The sequence below is a fragment of the Xanthomonas codiaei genome (assembly GCF_002939785.1).
GTDB classification, from domain to species: domain Bacteria; phylum Pseudomonadota; class Gammaproteobacteria; order Xanthomonadales; family Xanthomonadaceae; genus Xanthomonas; species Xanthomonas codiaei.
The window spans coordinates 107,932-130,791 of the sequence record NZ_MDEC01000003.1 but is presented as its reverse complement, the minus strand read 5'-3'; the positions used below and the strand labels follow the sequence as shown (position 1 = coordinate 130,791).

Here is a 22,860-nt window from a genome sequence, read left to right as displayed (position 1 = left end):
GCAGCTGCGGCAGATCGCTCAGATCGCTTGCCAGGCACGGGTTTGCAGGGCCCGCTCCAGCAGCGGCAGCTGCGCCGCATGCGGTGCCCAGCGGGCCGGCCCGAGCGCAACGATGGCCTGCTGCCCGCGCGCATTGCAGGCGAATGCGCCATCGAAACGCTCCAGCTCGCCCAGCTCCACCGGCCGGCTCACCTGGGCGATGCCCAGCGCCGTCAGTCCCGCCTGCAGCAGCTGTTGCCGGGTGCCCCGCAGCGCCGGCCCCTGCGGCCAGACCACGCCTCCGCGCTGCCAGAATCCCAGGTTCCAGAACGCCCCCTCCAGCACCCTGCCCTGCCGATCGTGCAGCACCACATCGTCATGGCCGGCCTGCATGGCCAGCCGGCGCAGGTGCAGCAGCGGAAAGGTGCCGACATGCTTGAGGTCAGGCCGTTCGCGCACGTACTCGGCGAGCTGCGCGCGCAGGCCGGCCTCGGGCATGTCGGCAGGTGGCGACAGCGCGACCATCACCTCCAGCGCAACCTCGCGCAAGGGGTTGCGAAAATCGTAATCGGGCGCGAACACGGTGACGCGCAGGCTGGCATCGGCCATCGCCGACGCGGCCAGCGCGGCACGCAGGTGCGCGCGCAGTTGCTGAGGTTCCAGCGCCTGGCCGAACAGCGCGCGGCTACCCTCCTGCAGGCGCTGCAGGTGCAGATCCAGCCCCAGCGTGGCGCCGTTGCGGACCTGCAACGTGGTGAAGTGGCCGTAGTTGATCAGCGCCACGGCGCCGAGTTGCTGCGCGCTGGCCGGTGCGCCGTTGCAGAAGATCAGCGACATAACAGGGCCTGCGCCCGCTCCCACCACTGCGTGACCAGGTCGCCGGCCGGTTGCGCGGGCGCCATCCAGGCCGACTGCCCGGCCCAGGCCTGCATCGCATCCAGGCGGTTATCGCGCGCGGCGGCCTGGCGCATCGGTGCAGTCAGCGCGCGCTGCACCGGATACGGTGCCGGCGGCGGTGCATCCGCCGCGCTGGCGGCCCGCACGTAAGGCGTTGCCAGCGCGCGGCCGAGTCGCCCGGAAAATGCGCGGGTGGGCTGGGTCTGCTCGGGTTCGGACGTGACCAGCGCGTCGGCCCAGGCGTCGGGCAGTGCCGCTTCGGGCGTGCGCAGCAGGCCGGTGCCGATCTGCACGGCACTGGCGCCGAGCAACAGCGCCGCGGCGATCCCACGCGCATCGGCGATGCCGCCGGCGGCGATGACCGGGACGTCCAGGTGGTCGACCAGGCGCGGCAACAACGCAAACAAGCCGGTCATCTGGCGCTCGGCCTGGCCGGCATCGAACGCGCCGCGATGGCCGCCGGCTTCCGCGCCCTGCGCAACCACCGCATCGGCGCCGGCATCCTGTGCCGCGCGCGCCTCCTGAAGGGTCGTGGCGCAGGCGAACCAGGCGATGCCGGACGCCTTCAGTCGCGCCACCTGATCGGGACGGAACACGCCCATGATCGAGGAGGCCACCGTCGGGCGCGCGGCGAGCAAGGCCTCGAACTGCGCATCGAAGTCGGCCGGCGCAGCGTCGCCAGCCGATTCGGGCACCGACGGCCCCCATTGCGCGAGAAACGCACGCAGACGCGCCTCGGCTTTCGCATCGCGCGCGGGCGCCGGATCGGGAATCCACAGATTGACCTGCGCAGGGCCTGCACTCACCTCACGGAAGGCGGCCATCCACGCCACGATGTCCTGCGGCTGCGACAACACCGCCCCCATCGCCCCCATGCCGCCGGCATTGGCAACCGCCGCCGACAACGGCACCGGGCAGGCGCCAGCCATTGGACTGAGCAGGATCGGCAGGCGCAGGCCGAAGCGCTGCTGAAAGGCATCCACGTTCGGATATCTGCTCATTGACACCATCGACAACCATGAGATGGCGCATGGTACCTGCGATGGTCAATATGCGATGACGATGCAGACGCGTGCGGCCAGCGGGTATCGCCAAGCGCGCCGTGACGCAACTGTCAGCACATCCGGATCGGCGGCGATGGCCGGCCTCGGCCTGCCGCCCCCACCAGGACATCCACCTCACGCAACACCCGGTTGCGATGGCTGACTGCCTGCGTGCCGCAAGCGAGCGAATGAGCAGCGGAAGAAACGCTGGCCGTGCGCCCCCTGCACGCTCACGCACCGCGCGCGGCGCCGATGCGCACTCAGCGGAACGGCATGCCGCCGCGGCCACCCATCGCACCCATCATGCCCTTCATGTTGCGCATCAGGCCCTTCATGCCGCCGCCGGCCAGCTTGCCCATCATCTTTTCCATCTGCTGGTACTGCTTCATCAGCTTGTTGACGTCGGCCGGCTGCATGCCCGAGCCGCGTGCGATGCGGGCGCGGCGCGAGCCGTTGAGCAACGCCGGGTTGCGGCGTTCCTTCTTGGTCATCGAGTTGATGATGGCGATCATGCGCGGCACTTCCTTGCCGGTGACCTGCTGCTTGACGTTATCCGGGATCTGGCCCATGCCCGGCAGCTTGTCCATCAGCCCATGGATGCCGCCCATGCTCTGCATCTGCTCGAGCTGTTCCTTCATGTCGTTGAGGTCGAACTTCTTGCCCTTGGCGACCTTGGCGGCGAGCTTGGCGGCTTTCTCCTGGTCGACGCTGTGCTCGACCTGCTCCACCAGCGACAGCACATCACCCATGTCCAGGATGCGGCTGGCAACGCGGTCCGGATGGAACACGTCCAGGCCGTCGGTCTTTTCGCCGGTACCGACGAACTTGATCGGCTTGCCAGTGATGTAGCGCACGCTCAGCGCGGCGCCGCCGCGGGCATCGCCATCGGTCTTGGTCAGCACCACGCCGGTCAGCGGCAGCGCCTCGCCGAACGCCTTGGCGGTGTTGGCCGCGTCCTGGCCGGTCATCGCATCGACCACGAACAGGGTCTCGGTGGGATTGACCGCAGCGTGCAGCGCCTTGATCTCGTCCATCATCGCCTGATCGATCGCCAGGCGGCCGGCGGTATCGACCAGCAGCACGTCGACGAAGGACTTGCGCGCGTCGCTGATGGCCGCGCGCACGATGTCGACCGGCTTCTGCGACGCATCGGAGGCGAAGAACAGCACGCCGACCTGTTCGGCCAGGGTCTTGAGCTGCTCGATCGCGGCCGGGCGGTAGACGTCGGCCGAGACCACCATGACCTTCTTCTTGCGCTTTTCCTTCAGGTGCTTGGCGAGCTTGCCCACGGTGGTGGTCTTGCCCGCGCCCTGCAGGCCGGCCATCAGCACGATGGCCGGAGCCGGCACGTTGAGATTGAGATCGCTGGCGGCCGCGCCCATCACCGCGGTGAGTTCGTCGCGCACCACCTTGATCAGGGCCTGGCCCGGAGTCAGCGACTTGAGCACTTCCTGGCCCACTGCGCGCACCTTGATGCGCTCGATCAGCGCCTGCACCACCGGCAGCGCGACGTCGGCCTCCAGCAGCGCGATGCGCACTTCGCGGGTCGCTTCGCGGATGTTCTCCTCGGTCAGGCGGCCGCGGCCGCGCAGGCGCTCCATGGTGCCGGAGAGACGTTGGGTAAGGGACTCGAACATGCGCAAGGGACCGCGAAGGGGAAACGGGCGTCGATTATAGCGGCACCGGCCAACGCCCCGCCCCAACCGACCCGACGCGCGCCTGGCGACACCGTTCCGGCGGAGCAGCCCCGCGAACGCGAGGCAGTGCGCAGCCCCGCACTCCGAGGCCTGCGAAGAAGCAAGAGCAGCACAACCAGACCAGCACGTCCCGCACGTCCCACCCGCGCGCTACCGGTGCGGGCCCGGTGTCATTCAGTGCCTTGCTACACCTCACTCGCCCGGGCGCCCCCCTTCCCTGCGTGCCACCACTCCCCTGCCACCCCCAAACCCACACACCCCGCGGCCACCCGCTTTTCCCGATTCCCGATTCCCGATTCCCGATTCCCGATTCCCGATTCCCGATTCCCGAATCCCGAATCCCGAATCCCGAATCCCAGCCCCCAGTATGCGAAACTTCCACGATGACAATCGTTCTCATCGCGTTCGCCTTGTACCTGCTGGCTGCGGCCCTGCTCACCCGCGCGGTGATGCGCGATGGCAACCAGTCGCCTGCGCGCTGGCTGGCGCCGGCGCTGGCAGCGGTGGCGCTGCATGCCGGCTACCACGTGCTGGTGGCGTTGCGTACCGCCGGCGGGCCGGACATGCATTTTTTTGCGGCGCTGTCGCTGACCGGGCTGGGCATGGCCGGGCTGACCGCGGTGTTCGGCGGGCGCGGCAGGACCGCGGCGGTGGGCGTGGTGGTGTTCCCGTTGTCGGCGATCCTGCTGGCCTGTTACCACGCCTATGGTCACGAGCCCAGCGCGGACCTGGGCTGGCGGCTGGAGCTGCATGCGTGGATGGCCCTGCTGGCCTACGCCACCCTGGGCATCGCCGCGTTGCTGGCGATCATGTTGTGGCTGCAGGAGCGCGCACTACGGCGACGCGACTTCCACACCTGGCTGCGTGCGCTCCCGCCGCTGACCGAGCTGGAAACGCTGCTGTTCCGCACGATCACGGTCGGCTTCGTGTTGCTGAGCCTGACCCTGCTGACCGGCCTGCTGTTCGTGCAGGACTTCCTGGCGCAGCGCCTGCTGCACAAGACCGTGCTCAGCATCCTGTCGTGGGTCGTGTTCGGCGCGCTGCTGATCGGCCGCTGGCGTAACGGCTGGCGCGGCACCAAGGCGGTGCACTGGACGCTGACCGCGATGGCGCTGCTGGTGCTGTCGTTCTTCGGCAGCAAGTTCGTGATCGAACTGGTGCTGGGCCCGCGCTGATTGCGATGACGTCGGGTGACCGACGGTCACCGGCGCCGACGCAGCCTCTATCCATCCAATGCAGCGCTGACCACCTCCCAAGGCTGCTGCGGGCCCGGGTGGGCGAAGCGATAGGCGATGCGGCGGCGATAGACCTGGCCGGGTCGCAGGATGGTCGAGGGGAACTGCGGGCGATTGGGCGCATCCGGGTAGTCCTGCGGCTCCAGGCAGATGCCGCGTCCGAGCCCGGGGTGATGCGCATCCAGATGCTGCCCTTCGTAGAGCTGTACGGCCGGCGCATCGCTGCTGATGCGCATCGCCACGCCGCTGTGCGGCGAATACATCTCGGCCACGCAGTCCGCATCGGCCGCCAGCACCAGACACTGGTCGTAGCCCTTGCCCAGCACGATCTGCGGATGCGCCGGGTCGATCCGCTCGGCCAGCGCGGCAGGCGTGCGGAAGTCGAACGGCGTGCCGGCCACCGCGGCGATCTCCCCGGTCGGGATCGATTCGGCATCCACCGGCAGATAGCGGTCGGCCGGCACCCGCAACACCTGCGATGCGGCACGCAGCTGCGGGTCGCCGGACAGGTTGAAATAGGGGTGGTGGGTCAGGTTCACCGGCGTGGCGGCATCGCAGCGCGCCTCGAAGTCCAGCTGCAGCGTATCGCCATGCAGGGCCAGCCGTGCACGCACCTGCAGGTTGCCGGGATAGCCTTCTTCGCCATCGGGCGAATCGTAGCCAAGCAGCACCTGGTCGGCGGTTTGCTCCAGCACGCTCCAGACCCGCCGGCCGAAACCACGCAGGCCGCCGTGCAGCTGGTTGCGCCCCTCGTTGGCGGCCAGCACATGGGTGAGGCCATCGAGCGTGTAACGCGCACCGGCAATGCGGTTGCCGAAGCGGCCGACCAGGATGTTGAAGCTGTCGCCATCGGCGGCGTAGGCAGGCAGATCCGGCAGGTTCAGCACCAGCGGCACCACGCCCTGTGCGGTGGTCAGATGCAGCGTGTGCAGGATGCCGCCATAGGTCAGCACTTCGGCCGTCAACCCGGCATCGCTGCGCAGGGTCAACGCATGGACCTCGGTTCCGTCTGGCAACTGCCCGAACACTCGCTGCATGGATCGCCCCGCACTGTTGGAAGCCCGCGAGCATAGCCGCCTGGCGCCGTCGCCGGCCATGCGCTTGCGCACATCCTGGCCGGCCTGCCACTGCCGCCGGCACGCACCAGCGCGCGCACGCGGCAGGGCTCGCCTTCCCCTCATCCAACGCGGCGACAGACGGCCACGCACGCATTACCCTACCGCTACGCCTGCGACGCCGGCGCACGCCCTCGCCTACCGATCCCAGTAGCGCCCAGCCGATGCAGTGGATTTCCCTCGCGTTGCAGACTTCACGCAGCAGGCTGCTGCCCGTCATGGTTGCGACTGCCGTGGCGATCACCGCCTTGGCGGCCCCTGCGGCCGAAGTCAAGGTGACCGGCACGCTGCGCGTGGACCAGCCTGGCGCACAGGTGTCGCGCCAGGTGTTCGGGCAATTCGCCGAACACCTGGGCACCGGCATCTATGGCGGGGTGTGGGTGGGCGAGGAGTCGCCGATTCCCAATACGCGCGGCTATCGCAACGACGTGCTTGCGGCGTTGAAGGCCATCGCGGTACCCAATATCCGCTGGCCGGGTGGCTGTTTTGCCGACGAATACCACTGGCGCGACGGCGTGGGTGCACCGGCGAAGCGCCCGATCCGCGTCAACACCCACTGGGGCGGCGTGGAGGAATCCAACCGGTTCGGCACCCACGAGTTCATGGACTTCACCGAACTGCTCGGCACCCAGGCGTACATCGCCGGCAACGTGGGCAATGCGGCGCCGGACGAGATCGCGCAGTGGAGCGAGTACATGACCGCCCCCACCCGCTCCAGCCTGGCCAGCGAGCGCCGCACCAATGGCCGCGATGCGCCCTGGCAGGTGCCCTACTTCGGCGTGGGCAACGAGCTGTGGGGCTGCGGCGGCAACATGCGGGTGGAATACGCGGCCGACGTGTACCGGCGCTACCAGACCTTCGTCAAGGCGCCAGCCAACCAGAAGATCCTCAAGATCGCCCCCGGCCCGAACAACGACGACTACCACTGGACCGAGGTGATGATGCGCGAGGCCGGCACCTTGATGGATGGCCTGAGCCTGCACTACTACACCGTGCCCGGCGGCTGGCCGCCGCGCGCCTCGTCCACCGATTTCGACGAGGCCGCGTGGATCGACACGCTCTCGCGCACCCTGGTGATGGACGAACTGATCACCAAGCACAGCGCCATCATGGACAAGTACGATCCGGCCAAGAAAGTGGCGCTGGTGGTGGACGAATGGGGCACCTGGTACGCCGGCCTGCCCGGTGCGAACCCGGGATTCCTGCATCAGCAGAACAGCCTGCGCGATGCCTTGGTGGCGGCGCTGAATATCGACATCTTCAGCGCGCATGCCGAGCGCGTACGCATGGCCAACATCGCGCAGATGGTCAACGTGCTGCAGGCGATGATCCTCACCGACGGCGACAAGATGGTGCTGACGCCGACCTACCACGTGTTCGCACTGTACAAACCCTACCAGGACGCCACCCAGCTGCCGCTCGAGCTGCGCACGCCCGAGTATCGCCATGGCAGCGTGCACGTGCCGGCGGTGCACGGCTCGGCCGTCAAGGCCAGGGATGGGCATGTGTATGTGGCGCTGACCAACCTGGATGCAACAAGCGCGGCTGACGTCAGCGTGGAGGTGCGGGGGCTGTCCGCACGCCGTGTCGAGGGACAGATTCTCACCGCCCCCGCGATCACCGCGCACAACACGTTCGCGCAGCCGCACGCGGTGGAACCAGCAGCGTTCAAGCAGGCACGCCTGCAAGGCAAGACGCTGGCGGTGGCGCTACCTGCGCGCTCGGTGGTGATGCTCAGGCTTGAGTGAACCGCCAGCGGCGGACGGGCGATCGGTACGCTGGCGCCGCGGGACGCGATACTGGGGATGGCTATCTTGCGCCGATCGCATGGTCGCCCACCACCCAGGACGCACGGGCGATTCGACTCGCATGCAACGCATGGCGAGGGGTGCCTGCCCAGTTGCACCGGCGATCCACGCCGACGCAGTAACGGCAGTTTCCGTCAGGCATCGCTGCCGGCTGCTGCCACGCAACATGCGGCCGCCATCGTTTGCGACCGGCGTCATATCAATGATTGATTATTCCGGAATGAACACCACGAAAATGAAACACGCCGGAAATTTGCTTTGACACTGAAGTACCGGCTCCGCAGCGTCGCCTCTCCACGGGCCCCGGCCCGCGCTTGGAGAAGCACGCATGAAAGCCTTGGGCAGTGTGGCGATGCAGGTAGCGGTTGTGCTCGGCGTGGCGTTGGCGCCCGGCGCACACGCGCAAACCCTGGTGTGGGAAGAGAACTTCAACGGGCCGTCCATCGACGGCAGCAAGTGGACCTACGATGTGGGCACCGGTTGCCAGATCGGCTTGTGCGGATGGGGCAACGGCGAGATGCAGTACTACACCAGCCGCCCCGAGAACGCGCGCATCGACAACGGCCGGCTGGTGATCGAAGCCAGACGCGAGGCCTTCCAGGGCATGCCGTTCACCTCGGCGCGGCTCAAGACCGAAGGCCGCATGCACTTCAAGTACGGCACGCTGGAAGCACGGATCAAGACACCGGCAGTCGGCAATGGGCTGTGGCCGGCGTACTGGATGCTGGGCACCATCGGCGTGTGGCCCGGCCGTGGCGAGATCGACCTGATGGAAGCCGGCATGGCCGCAGCGATCGCCAACGGCACCGCCAATCGCCGTATCGGTGCGGCCGTGCACTGGGACTACAACGGCTCGCAAGCCGACTACGACACCAGCTACACCCACCCGGTGAACCTGCACAACGACTTCCATGTGTACCGGCTGACCTGGGACCCGCAGTTCCTGCGCGTGTCGATCGATGGGCAGCAATATTTCGAATTTGCCATCTCCAATATCGAAGGCGCATCGCTGCACGAATTCCACCAGCAGCATTATCTGCTGCTCAATCTGGCCGTCGGCGGAACCTATACCGGCGTGACCTCGCCGGCGGCCGTCACCGCACCACTGCCCGGCAAGATGGAGGTCGACTACATCCGCCTGTACCAGAACCCCGGATCGCAGCTGTACGTGGGCACGCAACATGCCGTCCCCGCCGGACGCTTCGGTGTGTTCACCGAGCAGAGCGATACCAGCGCGCGGCTGACCTTCGGGCAGGATGCCGAGCTGTATCTGTGGAACAACCTCAGCCCGATCGCGCAGGCACCGTTCGAGGGCGGCAGCGTGATGGCCTATCGCGCCAACGCCGGCGCCTGGTTCGGGCTGGGCATCCAGAGCGATTACCGCAATCTGGCCGCCTACGCCGGTGGCACGCTCAAGCTGCACCTGAAGACGACCACACCATCCACGTTCAAGGTCGGCATCAATACCAGTTTTGGCGATAGCTGGGTGGATTTCGTGGCCGGTGGCAACCAGTACGGACTGGTGCGCGATGGGGCCTGGCACGAGGTGAGCATTCCCTTCAGCGCGTTCTACGATCTGGACCTGCAGGCGGTGAAGCAGCCCTTCATGCTGGTGGCCGACCCGCCGGCAGCGCCGGTGGAGATCGCCATCGACAAGGTGTATTACCAGAGCCGCTGAGCGCGGCGATGCAAGGGCAGCCAGCGCTCAGCGCTGGCTGCACGCACCGTTCGAAACCAGGGTGACCCGCTGCCGGGACCGGACGCAGCCGCTCAAGGCGCAGCGGCAGGCGGCGCTCAGGCGCTGGCGGCCACGCCCTTCAGCATGTCGATGAGCTGGCGCAGGCGATACGGCTTGGGCAGGAAATCGACCCGCGCCGGCAGCGGCGGCAGCTGCGCCTTGGCAAAGCCCGAGGCCAGGATCACGCGCGCCTGCGGCAGCAGCTGCGCCACCTGCTCGCTCAATTCGATGCCCGACATGCCGTTGGGCATGCGGATGTCGCTGAACACCACGTCGTAAGGGCCGCCCTCGCGCAGCATGCGCAACGCGCCATGGCCATCGTCGGCGGTGTCGACGCTGATGCCGGCATCGCGCAGCGCTTCGCCGATCAACTCGCGCAGTTCTTCTTGATCTTCCACCATCAGCAGGCGCAGGGGTTCAGTCATGCTCGGCCTCCTCGATGGCCGGGAGAAACAGGGTGACAGTGGTGCCGCGTCCTGGTGCGGTCTCGATCTGCGCAAAACCGCCGGACTGGGATGCAAAACCGAATACCTGGCTCAATCCGAGGCCGGAGCCCTTGCCAACATCCTTGGTGGTGAAAAACGGTTCGCTGGCGCGCTGCGCCACGTGCACCGACATGCCCGGGGCGTCGTCGCGCACCGCAATGCCGACATAGCGACGCACGGCGCCATGCGGGTCCGATGGCGCAGCGCGCTGCTGCACGGCGGTGCTCAAGGTGATCGCGCCACCGTTTGGCATCGCATCGCAACTGTTGAACACCAGGTTGAGCAGTGCCGATTCGAGCTGACTGGGGTCAACGCACACGTCCGGCAATGCATCGGGCAGCTGCAACGTCAGGCCAATTCCGGCCGGACAGGCGCGGCGCAGCAGCTCCAGCGCACGCGTCACTACCGCGTTGACGGCGTGGCGTTCCGGTGCCAGCCGTTGACCGCGCGCAAAGCAAAGCAGTTGTCGCGTCAGCAAGGTGCCGCGATCGGCCGCCGTCTGCGCCGCTTCAACCAGCATGCGGGTGCGCACATCATCGCCGGCGCGCAAGGCGATCAGATCCAGGCTGGTCACCATCACCGTCAGCAGGTTGTTGAAATCGTGCGCCATGCCCAGCGTCAACCGGCCCAGCGCTTCCATCTTCTGCGACTGCAGCAGTGCATGCTGCGCCTGTTGCAGTAGTCGCTGCGCTTCGTGGCGGTCGGTGACATCGCGGGTGATCTCGGCAAAGCCGACCAGCACGCCGAATTCCAGCACCGGCTCGATCACCACGCTGGCCCAGAAACGACTGCCGTCCTTGCGCAGGCGCCACCCCTCGGTGGCCAGGCGCCCCTGCTGGCGGGCAAGCTCGAGATTGTGCATGGGCTCGTTGCGCTGCACATCGTCGGGCAGGTAGAAACGCGAGAAATGCACGCCGAGCACCTCATCGGCGCGATAGCCCTTGATGCGCTCGCCACCGGGATTCCAGCTGCGCACATTTCCCGCGACATCGAGCATGTAAATGGCGTAGTCGGAAACGCTCTGCACCAACAGCTGGCACTGCCGGCTGTCGTGAGACAGCGGCCCTGCGTTGTCGATGGCGGTCTGGGCATCCATCTGGCGATGTTTTCCCGGAAAAGCGCGCGACCATAGTGACGTGCGCGTGAAGGTTGCGTGCAAGCCGTCGCAGCCGCAAAAGCGTCAAAAACCCGGCGATTTGCGCGTGAAACTTATCGGCTACCATGACCGCCCGCCCAGTTTCGGTCAGCGCCTCATGCAGAACATCTCGACCACACGCGACCGCTGGATCTGGGCGTGCGCGGGGGCCCTGATGGCCGGAACATTGGGCGCAGAGCTGGTGACGCCGCTGGGCTACGCGGTGTGGCTGACCTATTTCATGGCCGTTGGCGTCACCGTGTTCCAGAACCGCCCGCAGGTGCCCATCGTGGTCGGCGTACTGTCGTGCATGCTGCTGGCAACCGGCTTTCACCTGGCGCCGCCCAGCACCAACTCGAGTTTCTCTTCGATCAATCGCAGCATCGGCGGTGTGTCGTTCCTGGCGATGGCGCTGGTGGTGACGCAGGCGATCCGGGCGCGGCGCCAGGCCGAGGTGGCGCTATGGTTGCAGCAGGCCGAAAACACCGTGGAAGCCAGCCTGCGCGGCGACCAGAATCCACAGGACCTGGCCGATGCCGCGGTGCGCGCCCTGTGCGAGACACTGGATGCGCAGGTCGGTGCGTTGTATCGCATCGAGGGTGATCGCCTGCGCCTGACTGGCGGTGCCGCACTGCCGGTGGACATGCCGGCCACTCTGCCGAGCAATGCCGGCCAATGGGGCGAGGTATTGCAACGGGCGGCGGTGCGCCGGGTGCGCGGCGTGGACGCCGGGCACCTGCAGATCGCCTCCGGCCTGGGCCAGAGCGCCTGCCAGGAACTGTTGCTGGCGCCGGTCACCGCCGATGGGCGGGTGATCGGCCTGCTGGAGCTGGGCCGTGTCAGCGATGCGCGGCCGGCAGCCACGCACGAGGAAGACCTGCTGGCGCGCTGCGGCGAAAACATCGGCCTGGCCCTGCGCACCGCGCTGCTGCGCGCGCAGTTGGTGGCCCTGCTGGAAGAAACCCAGCGCCAGAGCGAGGAACTGCAGACGCAGCAGGAAGAACTGCGCGTTGCCAACGAAGAACTGGAAGAACAGAGCCGCAGCCTGCAGCAGTCGCAGAGCGATCTGGAGCAGCAGCAGGCCGAGCTGGAACAGACCAACGTGCAGCTGGAAGAGCGCACCCAGGCGCTGGAAGCGCAGAAGCAGGCCTTGCTGGTGGCGCAGAACCAGCTGGTGCGCAATGGCAACGAATTGGCGACCGCATCGCGCTACAAGTCCGAGTTCCTGGCCAATATGTCGCACGAACTGCGCACGCCGCTCAACAGCGCGCTGATCCTGGCCAAGCTGCTGGCCGACAACAAGGACGGCACGCTCAGCGCCGAACAGGTGAAATACGCGCAGGCGATCCTGTCCTCCAACAACGACCTGCTGGCGCTGATCAACGACATCCTGGATCTGTCCAAGATCGAGGCCGGGCACGTGGAGCTGGCCGATGAGACCGTGGACACCGGCAGCATCGTGCAGCGGCTGCGCGACACCTTCGAACCGCTGGCGCGGCAGAAGGGCCTGACGCTGGAGATCCAAGCCGAGGTCGGCGCCCCCAGCCAGCTGGTGGTCGACAATCAGCGCCTGCAGCAAATCCTCAAGAACCTGCTGGCCAACGCGGTCAAGTTCACCGAGCACGGCAAGGTGCGTCTTTCGATCCAGGCGCATACGCCCGGGCGGGTGCTGTTCAAGGTGGAAGACACCGGCATCGGCATTGCGCGCGAGCAGACCGAGGTGATCTTCGAAGCGTTCCGGCAGGCCGATGGCAGCACACGGCGGCGCTATGGCGGCACCGGCTTGGGGCTATCGATCTCGCGCGATCTGGCGCAACGCATGGGCGGCAGCATCCGCGTGGACAGCGAGCCGGGACGTGGCAGCTGCTTCACGCTGGACCTGCCCACCGACGGTGCACCTGCCGAGGGTGTCGTCCTCGCCCACACCGACCTTGCTGCCACTGCATCGACATCGGCAGCCGAGTCTGCGCAACTCACGCATGCTGGGGTGGCCACTGCCGCACGGCGCGGCGTTGTCAACGGCGTCACGTCCACGCCACCGTTGCCGATTCCCGCCGCCGGCGCCGCGCCGCTGCAGCCTGCGCTGGACGATCGCGAGCAACGGCTACGGCCCGGCCGCCTGATCCTGGCGGTGGAAGACGACACCCGTTTTGCGCAGGCGCTGGTCGATCTGGCGCATGAACTGGACTTCGACTGCGTGGTGGCGCCCAACGCCGAGGAGGCGCTGCGCCTGGCCGCCGACCTGCGCCCCAGCGGCATCCTGCTGGACATCGGCCTGCCGGATGCCTCCGGCCTGAGCGTGCTCGAACGCCTCAAGCGCGATCCGGCCACCCGGCATATCCCGGTACACGTGGTATCGGCGCTGGAACGCAGCCAGATTGCGCTGGAACTTGGCGCGGTGGGCTATCTGATCAAGCCGGCCACGCGCGAGTTGCTGGCCGGCGCGATCCGCCAGCTGGAAGAAACCAATGCACGCGCAGTGCGACGCCTGCTGATCGTCGAAGACGACAGCGCCTTGCGTGCCAACCTGCAGCTGCTGCTGGCGCGCGACCAACTGGAGATCGTGGCCGTGGGCACGATTGCCGAAGCGATGGAGCAACTGGCCGGCTCCACCTTCGACTGCATGGTCACCGACCTGGCGTTGCCGGACGGTAGCGGCTACGACCTGCTCGAACGCATGGCCGGCAACGATGCGGTGGCCTTCCCACCGGTGATCGTCTACACCGGCCGCGCACTGACGCGCGATGAAGAGCAGCAACTGCGTCGTTACTCCAAGAGCATCATCATCAAGGGCGTGCGTTCGCCCGAGCGCCTGCTCGACGAAGTGACGCTGTTCCTGCACAGCGTGGAAGCCTCGCTGCCCAGCGACCAGCAACGCCTGCTGCGCGAAGCGCGTCGCCGCGATGCGGTGCTCGACGGCGCCACCGTGCTGCTGGCCGAAGACGATGTGCGCAACATCTTCGCGCTGTCCAGCGTGCTCGAACCGCTGGGCGTGACGCTGGAAATCGCCCGCAACGGACGCGAGGCGCTGGAACGGCTGGCCGTCCGCGAGGTGGACCTGGTACTGATGGACATCATGATGCCCGAGATGGATGGCCTGACCGCGATGCGCGAAATCCGCGCCAATCGGCAATGGCAGGATCTGCCCATCATCGCGCTGACCGCCAAGGCCATGGCCGACGACCGCGAGCGTTGCCTGGAAGCCGGCGCCAACGACTACATCGCCAAGCCCATCGACGTGGACAAGCTGGTGTCGCTGTGCCGCGTCTGGTGCTCGCGGCAATGAACCCGGTGGAACTGTTCGACCTGGAATTGCGGGTGCTGCTGGAGGCGGTCTACCAGCGCTATCACTACGATTTCCGCGATTACGCGGTGTCCTCGCTGCGGCGGCGCATGCGCCATGCGATGGCGCGTTTCGAGTGCGCGCGCGTGGCCGACCTGCAGCACCGCCTGCTGCACGAGCCGGACACCTTCGCGCAGGCGATGCAGTTCTTCACGGTGCAGGTGTCGGAGATGTTCCGCGATCCGGCGTATTTCCGCGTGCTGCGCGAGCATGCGTTGCCGGTGTTGCGCACCTACCCTTCGATCAAGCTGTGGGTGGCCGGCTGCAGTACCGGCGAGGAGGTGTGGTCGCTGGCGATCCTGCTGCACGAAGAAGGCCTGCTGGAAAAAGCGGTGATCTACGCCACCGACATCAATCCCGAGGCGCTCGGCATGGCCGAGGCTGGTGCCTACGGCATCGACCGCATTGCGCAGTTCAGCCGCAACTACCTAGAGGCCGGCGGCCTGGGTTCGCTTTCGGATTACTACACCACCGCCTACGACGGTGCGGTGTTCGACCGCCGCCTGAAGCGCAACATCGTATTCGCCGATCACAGCCTGGCCACCGACACAGTGTTTTCGGAAGTGCACCTGGTGTCGTGCCGCAATGTGCTGATCTATTTCAACCGCAGCCTGCAGGACCGCGCGGTGGGCCTGTTCTTCGAGGCACTGGTGCACCGCGGGTTCCTGGGCCTGGGCAGCAAGGAATCGCTGCAGTTCGGCGCGCATGCGCAGGCGTTCGAAACCTGCGCGCGCGAACAACGCCTGTATCGGAAGGCCGCATGAGCGCCCTGCCCACACACCCGCGCTTCGATGCGATGGTGATCGGCGCGTCGGCCGGCGGGGTCACGGCGCTGCAGGCGCTGTTGTCCAGCCTGCCGGCGGCCCTGCCGATGCCGGTGCTGGTGGTGCTGCACCTGCCGCGCGACCGCGCCAGCCATGTGGCCGAACTGATGGATGCGCGCTGCGCGCTGCCGGTGCGCGAGGCCGAAGACAAGCAGCCGTTGCTGGCCGGCACCGTCACCATCGCGCCACCCGATTACCACCTGCTGGTGGAAAGCCGCACCAGCCTGGCGCTGTCGATGGATGCGCCGGTGCTGTTCTCGCGCCCGGCGATCGACCCGCTGTTCGAGTCGGCCGCCGACGTGTTTGCCGAGCGCCTGCTGGCGATCCTGCTCACCGGCGCCAGCAGCGACGGCAGCGCCGGCGTGGCGGCGGTGCGCGCCGCCGGCGGCACGGCCTGGATCCAGCTGCCCGACGATGCAGCCTCCCCCTTGATGCCCGCCTCCGCGCTTGCCCACGCCGGCGCCGATGCGGTGCTGACCCTGCAGGCGATCTGCAGCGAACTGGAAACCTTTCGCCCATGAACCTCACCGCGACCGGCCCTGATGCGCCCGGCGATGAACCCGCCAAGATCCTGATCGTGGACGATGTGCCGCAGAATCTGGTGGCGATGGAAGCGCTGCTGCAGCGCGACGGCATCCAAGTGCTGTGCGCCGCATCCGGTGCGCAGGCGCTGGAGCTGCTGCTCGAACACGACGTGGCGCTGGCCCTGCTCGATGTGCACATGCCGGAAATGGACGGATTCTCGCTGGCCGAACTCATGCGCGGCTCGCAGCGCACCCGGCATGTACCGATCATTTTCCTGACCGCGTCGCCGAACGATCCGATGCGCGCCTTCCAGGGCTACGAGACCGGTGCGGTGGATTTCCTGCACAAGCCCATCGAGCCGCACGTGATCCTGAGCAAGGTCAACGTGTTCATCGAGTTGTACCAGCAGCGGCGCTTGCTCAAGGCACGCAACGCCTCGCTGGAACGCGCGCTCATGCTCAACGAAACCATGATGGCGGTGCTCACCCACGACCTGCGCACGCCGCTGTCGGTGATTTTGTTGTGCGCCGACAAGCTCGGCCTGGACGTGGCGGCCGATGGCTCGGCGGCCCGCACGCTCGAGCACCTGGAAAACAGCGCGCGGCGCATGGCGCGCATGGTCGAGCAGTTGCTGGATTTCTCGCGCCTGCGCACCGATGGGTTGCCGATGCAGTTCGGCCCCTGCAATTTCGGCGAGGTGGCGCATGGCGTGGTCGGTGAGGTGGCGCAGGCCAACCCGCAGACCACCATCGATTTGCGCACCGAGGGCGACCTGCACGGCGATGGCGATGGCGACCGGCTGGCCCAGGTGGTCTCCAACCTGGTCGGCAACGCCGTGCTGCACGGCGGCCAGCACCCGGTGCAGGTGCATCTGGACGGGCGCGAGGCCGACACGCTGCGGCTGTCGGTACGCAATGCCGGACATATCCCCGACAGCCTGATGCCGCGCCTGTTCGAGCCGTTCAAGGCCAGCTTCCATGCCAGCCAGGGGCTGGGGCTGGGGTTGTTCATTGCCGACCAGTTCGTCAAGGCGCATGGCGGCACCTTGCAGGCGCGCAACGAAGACGGCGAGGTGGTCTTCGAAGCCCGGCTGCGTCGCCACAACCTGGCGGCCTGACCGCCGCACTGCAGGTCTGGCGCCCGCGGCAGGCAACAGCGGGCTCCGGCCCCTCCCTGCGGGGGCGGCCCGCCTGTTGTCCCGCCCGAGGAGCGGAATCCGGGCGCGGCCATCGGTCAGACCGAGCCAGCGCGAGCCATCGGCAGTCGTTCGAGCGGGCCCGACCGGCGCCGTGTAGGGCGCACCCCACGTGACAGCCAACTCAAGCAGTGCTCACTGGCTGCCAGCACCGTATGCTCAAGCGGCAAGCGCGCTGGATGCACGCTCCTGTCCCCCACTGCTTCCCACGTTCTTGGTCGCACCAACATCCCTTGATCATCCTCGGGTGCACGCCGTGCGCCCGGTCTACGGAGGTGGTTATGTCGTATATCGATGGGTTTGTGCTGGCCGTGCCCACGGCCAACAAGGACGCGTTCATTGCGCACGCCCGCATGGGCGATGCGGTCATCATGGAATACGGCGCGCTGCGCGTGGTGGAGTGCTGGGGCGATGATGTGCAACGGGGGCAATGGACCAACTTCTATCGCGCGGTCGAGGCCACCGAGGACGAGACGGTGGTGTTTTCCTGGATCGAATGGCCGGACAAGGCCACCCGCGACGAGGGCATGCGCAAGATGATGGACGACCCGCGCATGGACCCGTCGGCCAACCCGATGCCGTTCAACGGCAAACGGATGATCTATGGCGGCTTCGTTCCGACCGTGGTGCTGGGGCAGTCGGCCTGAGCCTGCAGCGTGCGCTCGCCGTGCATCTCGCAGTGCACGGTGTTCGCGCGTGGTGATCGCTACACTGGCAGCCTGCCGCCGCGTTCGCCGCCCAGGCGCGAGCTGGCGAACGCCCTGCGTGACCAACGGAGACCCCTGCATGACCGACGCCCCGCTGCTGATTGCCTGTCCGAGCTGCGCGTCGATGAACCGCATCGCGCGGGCGCGCCTGCGCGATGCGCCCAACTGCGGCCACTGCCACCGCCCGCTGTTTCTCGGCGCGCCGGTGGCCTTGTCGATTGTGGATTTCGACAAGCACGCCGTGCGCAGCGAGCTGCCGCTGGTGGTGGATTTCTGGGCGCCGTGGTGCGGGCCATGCCTGAGCATGGCGCCGCAATTCGCCGCTGCCGCGGCAACGCTGGAGCCGCAGGTGCGGCTGGCCAAGGTGGACACCGACCTGCATCCGGCCCTGGGCACGCGCTTTGGCATTCGCAGCATCCCCACCTTGCTGGTGATCCGCGCCGGGCACGAGATCGGCCGGCATTCCGGTGCGGTGAGCAGCGCGCAGATCGTCAGCTGGGTACGCTCGGTCCTGAGCCAGGGCTGAGACGACAACGCCAGCGGCGCATCCATGCCGCTGGCCTGGCTGGGTCAGCAGACAGGGCCGCGACAGCTGCGCCGCGGCCCTGTCTGCGCTGGCGTTACTGCCAGTTGACGTTGACCGACACACCCACGATGCGCGGCTCGTTATAGACCGCCGCCATGTAGTTTTCGATCACACCCTTGACGTTCTTTTCGTTGGTGATGTTGCGCGCGAATGCCGCCACTTCCCACGCACCGTAACCGCCGGTATAGCCCAGCTTGAGGCCGCCTTCGAAATTGCCGTCGGCGCGGAACTCGGTGGAGTCGTACAGCACGAAGCTGGTCTGGCCCTGCCTGTTCCAGTCGGTGGACACGAAGAACGCACCATCGTTGCCCACCGGGATGTCGTAGCGCGCGGCCAGGTTGAGGTTGTACTTGGGCGCATTGGGCAACGGGTTGCCGTCGATCTGCGCAAAGGTATTGGCACCCACGCGGATGGTCGGGTCGTTGACCGTGCACACCACCACGCCATTGAGTGCGCAGGCCTGTGCATAGACACGCTTGTCGTGGATTTCGCTATGCAGCAGGCTCAGGCCGGCGGTGAGCGACAGATTGGAGATCGGACGCCAGTCCAGGTCCGCTTCCAGGCCGTAGGCCTTGGCCTTGTCGGCGTTGAACAGCACGCCGTTGCCGTCCGAATCGTTGCCGTTGAGCTGGATGTCATCGACGGTGTAGGTGAAGCCGCTGACGTTCAGACGCAGGCGATTGTCGAACAGGCTGCTCTTGATGCCGGCTTCCCAGGACAGGATGGTTTCCGAATCGGCAGTGGTGAAGTCCGAATTGAACACCGCGCTGCGGCCCTGGATGGTGGGGCCGCGGAAGCCGCGCGCCACGCGGGCATACACGCTCAACTCCGGGTTGAACGCGTACATGGCGCTCAGGTCCCAGCTGGGCTGGGTGTCGGACAGGCGCACGTCGCGCCGGCCGCGGTAGGTCACCACGCCGGCGGCGGTGTCGGCGCTCTTGAGCAGGCGGGTCTGCTTGGTGTCCTTGGTCTGGCGGATGCCGGCGGTCAGCGTCAGTGCGTCGGTGGCCTTGTAGCTGAGCTGGCCGAAGCCGGCCCACGAGGTGTTGGTGTTGCGCAGGCGCACCCAGTTGTTGGGATTGCGCGCGGCGGTCTGCAGGAAATAGGCGCGCTGATAGAAATCGGTGGTGTCGCGGCCGTCGAAATAGAACGCGCCCAGCTGCCATTGCAGCGCATCGTCGCCTTCGCTGGCCAGTCGCAGTTCCTGGGTGTACTGGTCCAGGTCGCGGATCTGGCCCATCGACTGGCCGAAGCCGTTCGGCACGCCATTGACCGGGAAGTTGGCCGCCGCGCCGCCATCGGTGTCGCCACGGCTGTAGCCGGAGGTGGTTTCGTAGGCGGTGATCGAGGTCAGCGACACGCCGCCGAAATCGTAGATCGCCTTGATCGAGCCGCCGTCGGTTTGGTACGCCTGCGGGTTGTCGTGCGCTTCGTCGTAGGCCACGCGATCGCGCGGCACGTCCACCTTGTCGCTGCCGCGGGTGACCGCATTGCGCAGGAACAGCGTGGAGGTACCGTCGTAATCGCGTGTATGCACCGAGCCCAGCAACGAGAACGCGTCGTTGGGCTTCAGCAGCACCTGCAGGCGCGCGTTGCGGTCGTTGTAGCCGCCCATCGCGTCCTTGCGCGGGGTGCGCGTGCCATCGGCGCTGCTGCCGGCGAAGGTGTTGTCCACCCAGTCGTCGCGGTGCTGGTACAACGCCGAGACGCGGAACGAAAGCACATCGTTGATCGGGCCGCCGAAGCCGCCATCCAGCGACACGGTGTTGTAGCTGCCGTAGCTGGCGTCGAGACGGCCGGTATAGGTATCGCTGGGCTTGACGGTGTCGAACTTGACGATGCCGGCGGTGGTGTTGCGGCCGAACAGGGTGCCCTGCGGGCCGCGCAACACTTCCACCTGGTCCACGTCGTAGACCGGGTTGGACTTGAGCACCACGTGCTCCAGCACCACGTCGTCCTGGATGATGGACACCGGCTGCGAGGCGCCCAGATAGAAGTCGATGTTGCCCAGGCCGCGGATGTAGAAGCGCGGGAAGATGCGCCCGGTGGTGGTCTCGGCGTAGAAGCCCGGCACGCGGCCGGACAGCGCCAGCAAGGTGTCCTCGCCACCGGCGGTGTACTGGCGCATGGCCGCGCCCTGCACCACCCCCACCGACACCGGCACCTCCTGCAGGTTCTGCTCGCGGTGCTCGGCGGTGACGGTCACCGTATCCAGCGCGGTCGGGCTGCCCTCGCCCTGGGTCACCGGCGCCTGCTGCGCGGAAGCGGCGGCCGCCATCGAGGCCAGCAGCAGGCCGGCGCAGGCGCGTGCCAGCGGCGTGCGCTGCAACGCGGTGCGGCAGCGCGCGGGGTGCAGGGTGGCGGGCGTCAGCGACGGCGAGACAGGCGAGTACAACGACATGCGGGTGGGTCCTTGGATGAGTGACGCGAGAATGAGTCCGTTCGGCATGGGCATGCCGGAAGGGGGCGCAGCATGGCGCCGCGCGCACGATATGTCAGCAATGTTGCAGCGAAGTGGCAGCCGCGACCGTCCTGGTCCACCGGCTGTGGTGCAGGCAGTCATGCTGGTGTGCCATGGCGCATCGTCGCCACCAGCCCTGCCACGAAGTGGCATGCTGCCGTGGGGCTGGCGCCGGGCCAGCGCGACGAATGGGGAAGCGGTCTTGAAACGCATCGGATGGATGTTGGGGATGCTGGCCAGCGTGAGCTGCCAGCTGGCATATGCCGGCAGCGCGCTGGTCACCCGCGTGGACTACCAAGGCGATGACGGCGGGCCGCTGCCCACCGAAGCCCAGTACCGCAACCCGGTGCTGGCCGGCTTTTATCCCGACCCGTCTGCGATCCGGGTCGGCGATGACTTCTACCTGGTCAACTCCACGTTCGGCTACTTTCCAGGCCTGCCGGTGTTCAAGAGCAGCGACCTGGTGCACTGGACCCAGATCGGCAACGCGATCGATCGGCCGGACCAGGTCGATTACGGCCGCGACGAACTGACCCGCGGCCTGTTCGCCGCCAGCATCAGCCACCACGACGGCACCTTCTACATCGCCAACACCTGTTTCTATTGCGATGGCGGCAACTTCCTGATCACCGCCAAGGACCCGGCCGGGCCTTGGTCGGATCCGGTGTGGCTGGATGCCAAGGGCATCGACCCCTCGCTGTTCTTCGACGACGACGGCAGCGCTTGGCTGGTCAACAACGACGTGCCCGCCGGCAAGCTGCGCTACGACGGCCACCGCGCGATCTGGTTGCAGCGGCTGGATCTGGTCAGCATGAAACTGACCGGCACGCGCCAGGTGCTCGTGGATTCCGGTTTCAAGCCAGCGACCAATCCCGAACACATCGAAGGCCCGCACCTGTTCCGCCGCGACGGCTATTACTACCTCACCGCGGCCGAAGGCGGCACCGGCGAACAGCACGCGCAGATGATCTACCGCAGCCGCCAGATCAACGGTCCATACGAGCCCTGGAGCGGCAATCCGGTACTCACCCAACGCGACCTGGACCCCAGCCGCAGCGCACCGATCACCTCGGCCGGGCATGCGCAGTTCGTCGAGCTCAAGGACGGCTCGTGGTGGGCGGTGTTTCTGGCCACCCGCCCCTACCGGGGCAACCAGTACAACCTGGGCCGCGAAACCTTCCTCCAGCCTGTGACCTGGCGCGACGGCTGGCCGGTGGTGCTGCCGCACGGGAGCGCCGTGCCGGCGGTGACCACGCGCCCGACGCTGCCGAAGGGCACGCAGACCATCCCCACCAGCGGGCCGATGCAGTGGAGCGAGCGTTTCCAGGATGCGCGGATACCGATGCAGTGGATGACCATCCATCCGCCGACCCAGCCGTGGTACCTGCCTGGCCCGCAGGGCTTGCGCATCACGCCCTCGAAGGTGGCGCTGGGCGATCTCGGCCGTGGCCAGCCGGCCTACCTGGGGCACCGCCTGCAGCATCACCACGCCACCGTGGTTGCGCAGGTGGATGGCAGCGCGTTGACATCCGGCGAGCAGGCCGGCCTGGCGATCGTAGCCAAGGAAAGCCACTTCCTGGCGGCGATGCTGACACGCGATGCTGCTGGCGCCGCAGTGGTGCTGTATCGCCGCGCAGGGCTGCAGGATCCAGGCATCGGCACGGAGCTGGCGCGCGCGCCCCTGCCCGACGCAACGCAACCGGTGCAGCTGCGCTTCGCGCTGGATGCCGCGCGACTGCATGTGGATTACGCCATCGGCACCGGCCAGTGGCAGACCTTGTTGGAACAGGGCGACGCCAGCATGCTGAGCACCGACACCGCCGGCGGGTTCCTGGGCGCCACGTTCGGGCCGTACGCGTATTCGCGCTGAGCGCAGCCGCGCTATGGATGCGAGTCTTGGGGCTGGGGCTGACGCGCGCGATTGGGGATTGGGGATTGGGGATTGGGGATTGGGGATTGGGGATTGGGGATTGGGGATTGGGGATTGGATCAGGATGATCGCAAACCGGCCATGCCGGTGTGCCCCGAGAAATGCGATGCGCTCGCAACGTACGCGTGCGAGCGCATCGCCCCGCGCGGCGACGACC

17 protein-coding genes are annotated in these 22,860 nt (G+C 67.3%); 10 read left to right on the top strand and 7 right to left on the bottom strand.

Features of this window, described 5'->3' with window-relative positions; genetic code table 11:
• Window positions 1–18 precede the first annotated feature (18 nt).
• The 3 genes from XcodCFBP4690_RS03085 to ffh form a co-directional block, all read right to left on the bottom strand.
• Complete coding sequence (locus XcodCFBP4690_RS03085) at window positions 19–816, bottom strand: aminotransferase class IV family protein (RefSeq protein ID WP_104539589.1); 798 nt, start codon at window positions 814–816, stop codon at window positions 19–21.
• Window positions 807–1,877 carry an NAD(P)H-dependent flavin oxidoreductase gene (locus XcodCFBP4690_RS03080; RefSeq protein WP_104539588.1) on the bottom strand — a complete coding sequence of 357 codons (1,071 nt, stop codon included), beginning with the start codon at window positions 1,875–1,877 and terminating at the stop codon, window positions 807–809. The genes XcodCFBP4690_RS03085 and XcodCFBP4690_RS03080 overlap by 10 nt, the downstream gene beginning before the upstream one ends.
• Before the next feature lie 302 nt (window positions 1,878–2,179).
• Complete coding sequence (gene ffh, locus XcodCFBP4690_RS03075; RefSeq protein ID WP_104539587.1) at window positions 2,180–3,556, bottom strand: signal recognition particle protein; 1,377 nt, start codon at window positions 3,554–3,556, stop codon at window positions 2,180–2,182.
• Between the two features lie 443 nt (window positions 3,557–3,999).
• Between ffh and XcodCFBP4690_RS03065 the strand changes: the two genes are divergently transcribed.
• The gene (locus tag XcodCFBP4690_RS03065; RefSeq protein ID WP_104539585.1) at window positions 4,000–4,791 is read left to right on the top strand and encodes a cytochrome C assembly family protein; all 792 of its coding nucleotides are present in this window, start codon (window positions 4,000–4,002) and stop codon (window positions 4,789–4,791) included.
• A gap of 47 nt (window positions 4,792–4,838) precedes the next feature.
• On the opposite strand, the gene XcodCFBP4690_RS03060 is transcribed toward XcodCFBP4690_RS03065, so the two are convergent.
• Window positions 4,839–5,888 (bottom strand): aldose epimerase family protein, encoded by a 1,050-nt coding sequence (locus XcodCFBP4690_RS03060; RefSeq protein ID WP_104539584.1) that lies wholly within the window; start codon window positions 5,886–5,888, stop codon window positions 4,839–4,841.
• Between the two features lie 242 nt (window positions 5,889–6,130).
• Between XcodCFBP4690_RS03060 and XcodCFBP4690_RS03055 the strand changes: the two genes are divergently transcribed.
• Together XcodCFBP4690_RS03055 and XcodCFBP4690_RS03045 are read left to right on the top strand one after the other, a co-directional pair.
• Complete coding sequence (locus XcodCFBP4690_RS03055) at window positions 6,131–7,714, top strand: alpha-N-arabinofuranosidase (protein ID WP_167394453.1); 1,584 nt, start codon at window positions 6,131–6,133, stop codon at window positions 7,712–7,714.
• A gap of 388 nt (window positions 7,715–8,102) precedes the next feature.
• Entirely contained in the window at window positions 8,103–9,452 is a 1,350-nt protein-coding gene (locus tag XcodCFBP4690_RS03045; protein ID WP_104539582.1) for a glycoside hydrolase family 16 protein, read from the top strand.
• 116 nt (window positions 9,453–9,568) lie between these two features.
• Here XcodCFBP4690_RS03045 and XcodCFBP4690_RS03040 read toward each other — a convergent pair whose 3' ends face one another.
• Window positions 9,569–9,937 (bottom strand): response regulator, encoded by a 369-nt coding sequence (locus XcodCFBP4690_RS03040; protein WP_104539581.1) that lies wholly within the window; start codon window positions 9,935–9,937, stop codon window positions 9,569–9,571.
• Window positions 9,930–11,093, bottom strand: coding sequence for a PAS domain S-box protein (locus XcodCFBP4690_RS03035; protein WP_104539580.1), 1,164 nt, complete (start codon window positions 11,091–11,093; stop codon window positions 9,930–9,932). The genes XcodCFBP4690_RS03040 and XcodCFBP4690_RS03035 overlap by 8 nt, the downstream gene beginning before the upstream one ends.
• A gap of 157 nt (window positions 11,094–11,250) precedes the next feature.
• Here XcodCFBP4690_RS03035 and XcodCFBP4690_RS03030 point away from each other — a divergent pair, with 157 nt between their 5' ends.
• From XcodCFBP4690_RS03030 to trxC, 6 genes are all read left to right on the top strand, one after another.
• Window positions 11,251–14,418: a response regulator gene (locus XcodCFBP4690_RS03030; RefSeq protein WP_104539579.1), complete on the top strand. Its 3,168-nt coding sequence runs from the start codon at window positions 11,251–11,253 to the stop codon at window positions 14,416–14,418.
• Entirely contained in the window at window positions 14,391–15,239 is an 849-nt protein-coding gene (locus XcodCFBP4690_RS03025; protein WP_208622679.1) for a CheR family methyltransferase, read from the top strand. Before XcodCFBP4690_RS03030 ends, XcodCFBP4690_RS03025 begins: the two co-directional genes overlap by 28 nt.
• A complete protein-coding gene (locus tag XcodCFBP4690_RS03020; RefSeq protein ID WP_104539578.1) occupies window positions 15,236–15,820 on the top strand; it encodes a chemotaxis protein CheB in 585 nt (194 codons plus the stop codon). Before XcodCFBP4690_RS03025 ends, XcodCFBP4690_RS03020 begins: the two co-directional genes overlap by 4 nt.
• Entirely contained in the window at window positions 15,817–16,941 is a 1,125-nt protein-coding gene (locus XcodCFBP4690_RS03015) for a hybrid sensor histidine kinase/response regulator (protein ID WP_104539577.1), read from the top strand. The genes XcodCFBP4690_RS03020 and XcodCFBP4690_RS03015 overlap by 4 nt, the downstream gene beginning before the upstream one ends.
• A gap of 359 nt (window positions 16,942–17,300) precedes the next feature.
• Window positions 17,301–17,666 carry a DUF1428 domain-containing protein gene (locus XcodCFBP4690_RS03010; RefSeq protein ID WP_104539576.1) on the top strand — a complete coding sequence of 122 codons (366 nt, stop codon included), beginning with the start codon at window positions 17,301–17,303 and terminating at the stop codon, window positions 17,664–17,666.
• A 139-nt stretch (window positions 17,667–17,805) separates the two neighbouring features.
• Window positions 17,806–18,252, top strand: a complete 447-nt coding sequence (trxC, locus tag XcodCFBP4690_RS03005) for a thioredoxin TrxC (protein ID WP_104539575.1) — start codon at window positions 17,806–17,808, stop codon at window positions 18,250–18,252.
• Window positions 18,253–18,346: 94 nt separating this feature from the next.
• Here trxC and XcodCFBP4690_RS03000 read toward each other — a convergent pair whose 3' ends face one another.
• The gene (locus tag XcodCFBP4690_RS03000; protein WP_104539574.1) at window positions 18,347–20,713 is read right to left on the bottom strand and encodes a TonB-dependent receptor; all 2,367 of its coding nucleotides are present in this window, start codon (window positions 20,711–20,713) and stop codon (window positions 18,347–18,349) included.
• Between the two features lie 280 nt (window positions 20,714–20,993).
• Between XcodCFBP4690_RS03000 and XcodCFBP4690_RS02995 the strand changes: the two genes are divergently transcribed.
• Window positions 20,994–22,643 carry a glycoside hydrolase family 43 protein gene (locus XcodCFBP4690_RS02995; protein ID WP_104539698.1) on the top strand — a complete coding sequence of 550 codons (1,650 nt, stop codon included), beginning with the start codon at window positions 20,994–20,996 and terminating at the stop codon, window positions 22,641–22,643.
• The last annotated feature ends 217 nt before the right edge of the window (window positions 22,644–22,860 follow it).

What these genes read in the sequence shown, in the direction of transcription:
- XcodCFBP4690_RS03040 (WP_104539581.1), bottom strand. Translation starts at nt 9,937, where the DNA reads ATGACTGAACCCCTGCGCCTGCTGATGGTGGAAGATCAAGAAGAACTG.
- XcodCFBP4690_RS03045 (WP_104539582.1), top strand. Translation starts at nt 8,103, where the DNA reads ATGAAAGCCTTGGGCAGTGTGGCGATGCAGGTAGCGGTTGTGCTCGGC.
- XcodCFBP4690_RS03055 (WP_167394453.1), top strand. Translation starts at nt 6,131, where the DNA reads ATGCAGTGGATTTCCCTCGCGTTGCAGACTTCACGCAGCAGGCTGCTG.
- XcodCFBP4690_RS02995 (WP_104539698.1), top strand. Translation starts at nt 20,994, where the DNA reads ATGTTGGGGATGCTGGCCAGCGTGAGCTGCCAGCTGGCATATGCCGGC.
- XcodCFBP4690_RS03060 (WP_104539584.1), bottom strand. Translation starts at nt 5,888, where the DNA reads ATGCAGCGAGTGTTCGGGCAGTTGCCAGACGGAACCGAGGTCCATGCG.
- XcodCFBP4690_RS03020 (WP_104539578.1), top strand. Translation starts at nt 15,236, where the DNA reads ATGAGCGCCCTGCCCACACACCCGCGCTTCGATGCGATGGTGATCGGC.
- XcodCFBP4690_RS03065 (WP_104539585.1), top strand. Translation starts at nt 4,000, where the DNA reads ATGACAATCGTTCTCATCGCGTTCGCCTTGTACCTGCTGGCTGCGGCC.
- XcodCFBP4690_RS03015 (WP_104539577.1), top strand. Translation starts at nt 15,817, where the DNA reads ATGAACCTCACCGCGACCGGCCCTGATGCGCCCGGCGATGAACCCGCC.
- XcodCFBP4690_RS03030 (WP_104539579.1), top strand. Translation starts at nt 11,251, where the DNA reads ATGCAGAACATCTCGACCACACGCGACCGCTGGATCTGGGCGTGCGCG.
- XcodCFBP4690_RS03080 (WP_104539588.1), bottom strand. Translation starts at nt 1,877, where the DNA reads ATGAGCAGATATCCGAACGTGGATGCCTTTCAGCAGCGCTTCGGCCTG.
- XcodCFBP4690_RS03085 (WP_104539589.1), bottom strand. Translation starts at nt 816, where the DNA reads ATGTCGCTGATCTTCTGCAACGGCGCACCGGCCAGCGCGCAGCAACTC.
- XcodCFBP4690_RS03010 (WP_104539576.1), top strand. Translation starts at nt 17,301, where the DNA reads ATGTCGTATATCGATGGGTTTGTGCTGGCCGTGCCCACGGCCAACAAG.
- XcodCFBP4690_RS03000 (WP_104539574.1), bottom strand. Translation starts at nt 20,713, where the DNA reads ATGTCGTTGTACTCGCCTGTCTCGCCGTCGCTGACGCCCGCCACCCTG.
- XcodCFBP4690_RS03035 (WP_104539580.1), bottom strand. Translation starts at nt 11,093, where the DNA reads ATGGATGCCCAGACCGCCATCGACAACGCAGGGCCGCTGTCTCACGAC.
- trxC (WP_104539575.1), top strand. Translation starts at nt 17,806, where the DNA reads ATGACCGACGCCCCGCTGCTGATTGCCTGTCCGAGCTGCGCGTCGATG.
- ffh (WP_104539587.1), bottom strand. Translation starts at nt 3,556, where the DNA reads ATGTTCGAGTCCCTTACCCAACGTCTCTCCGGCACCATGGAGCGCCTG.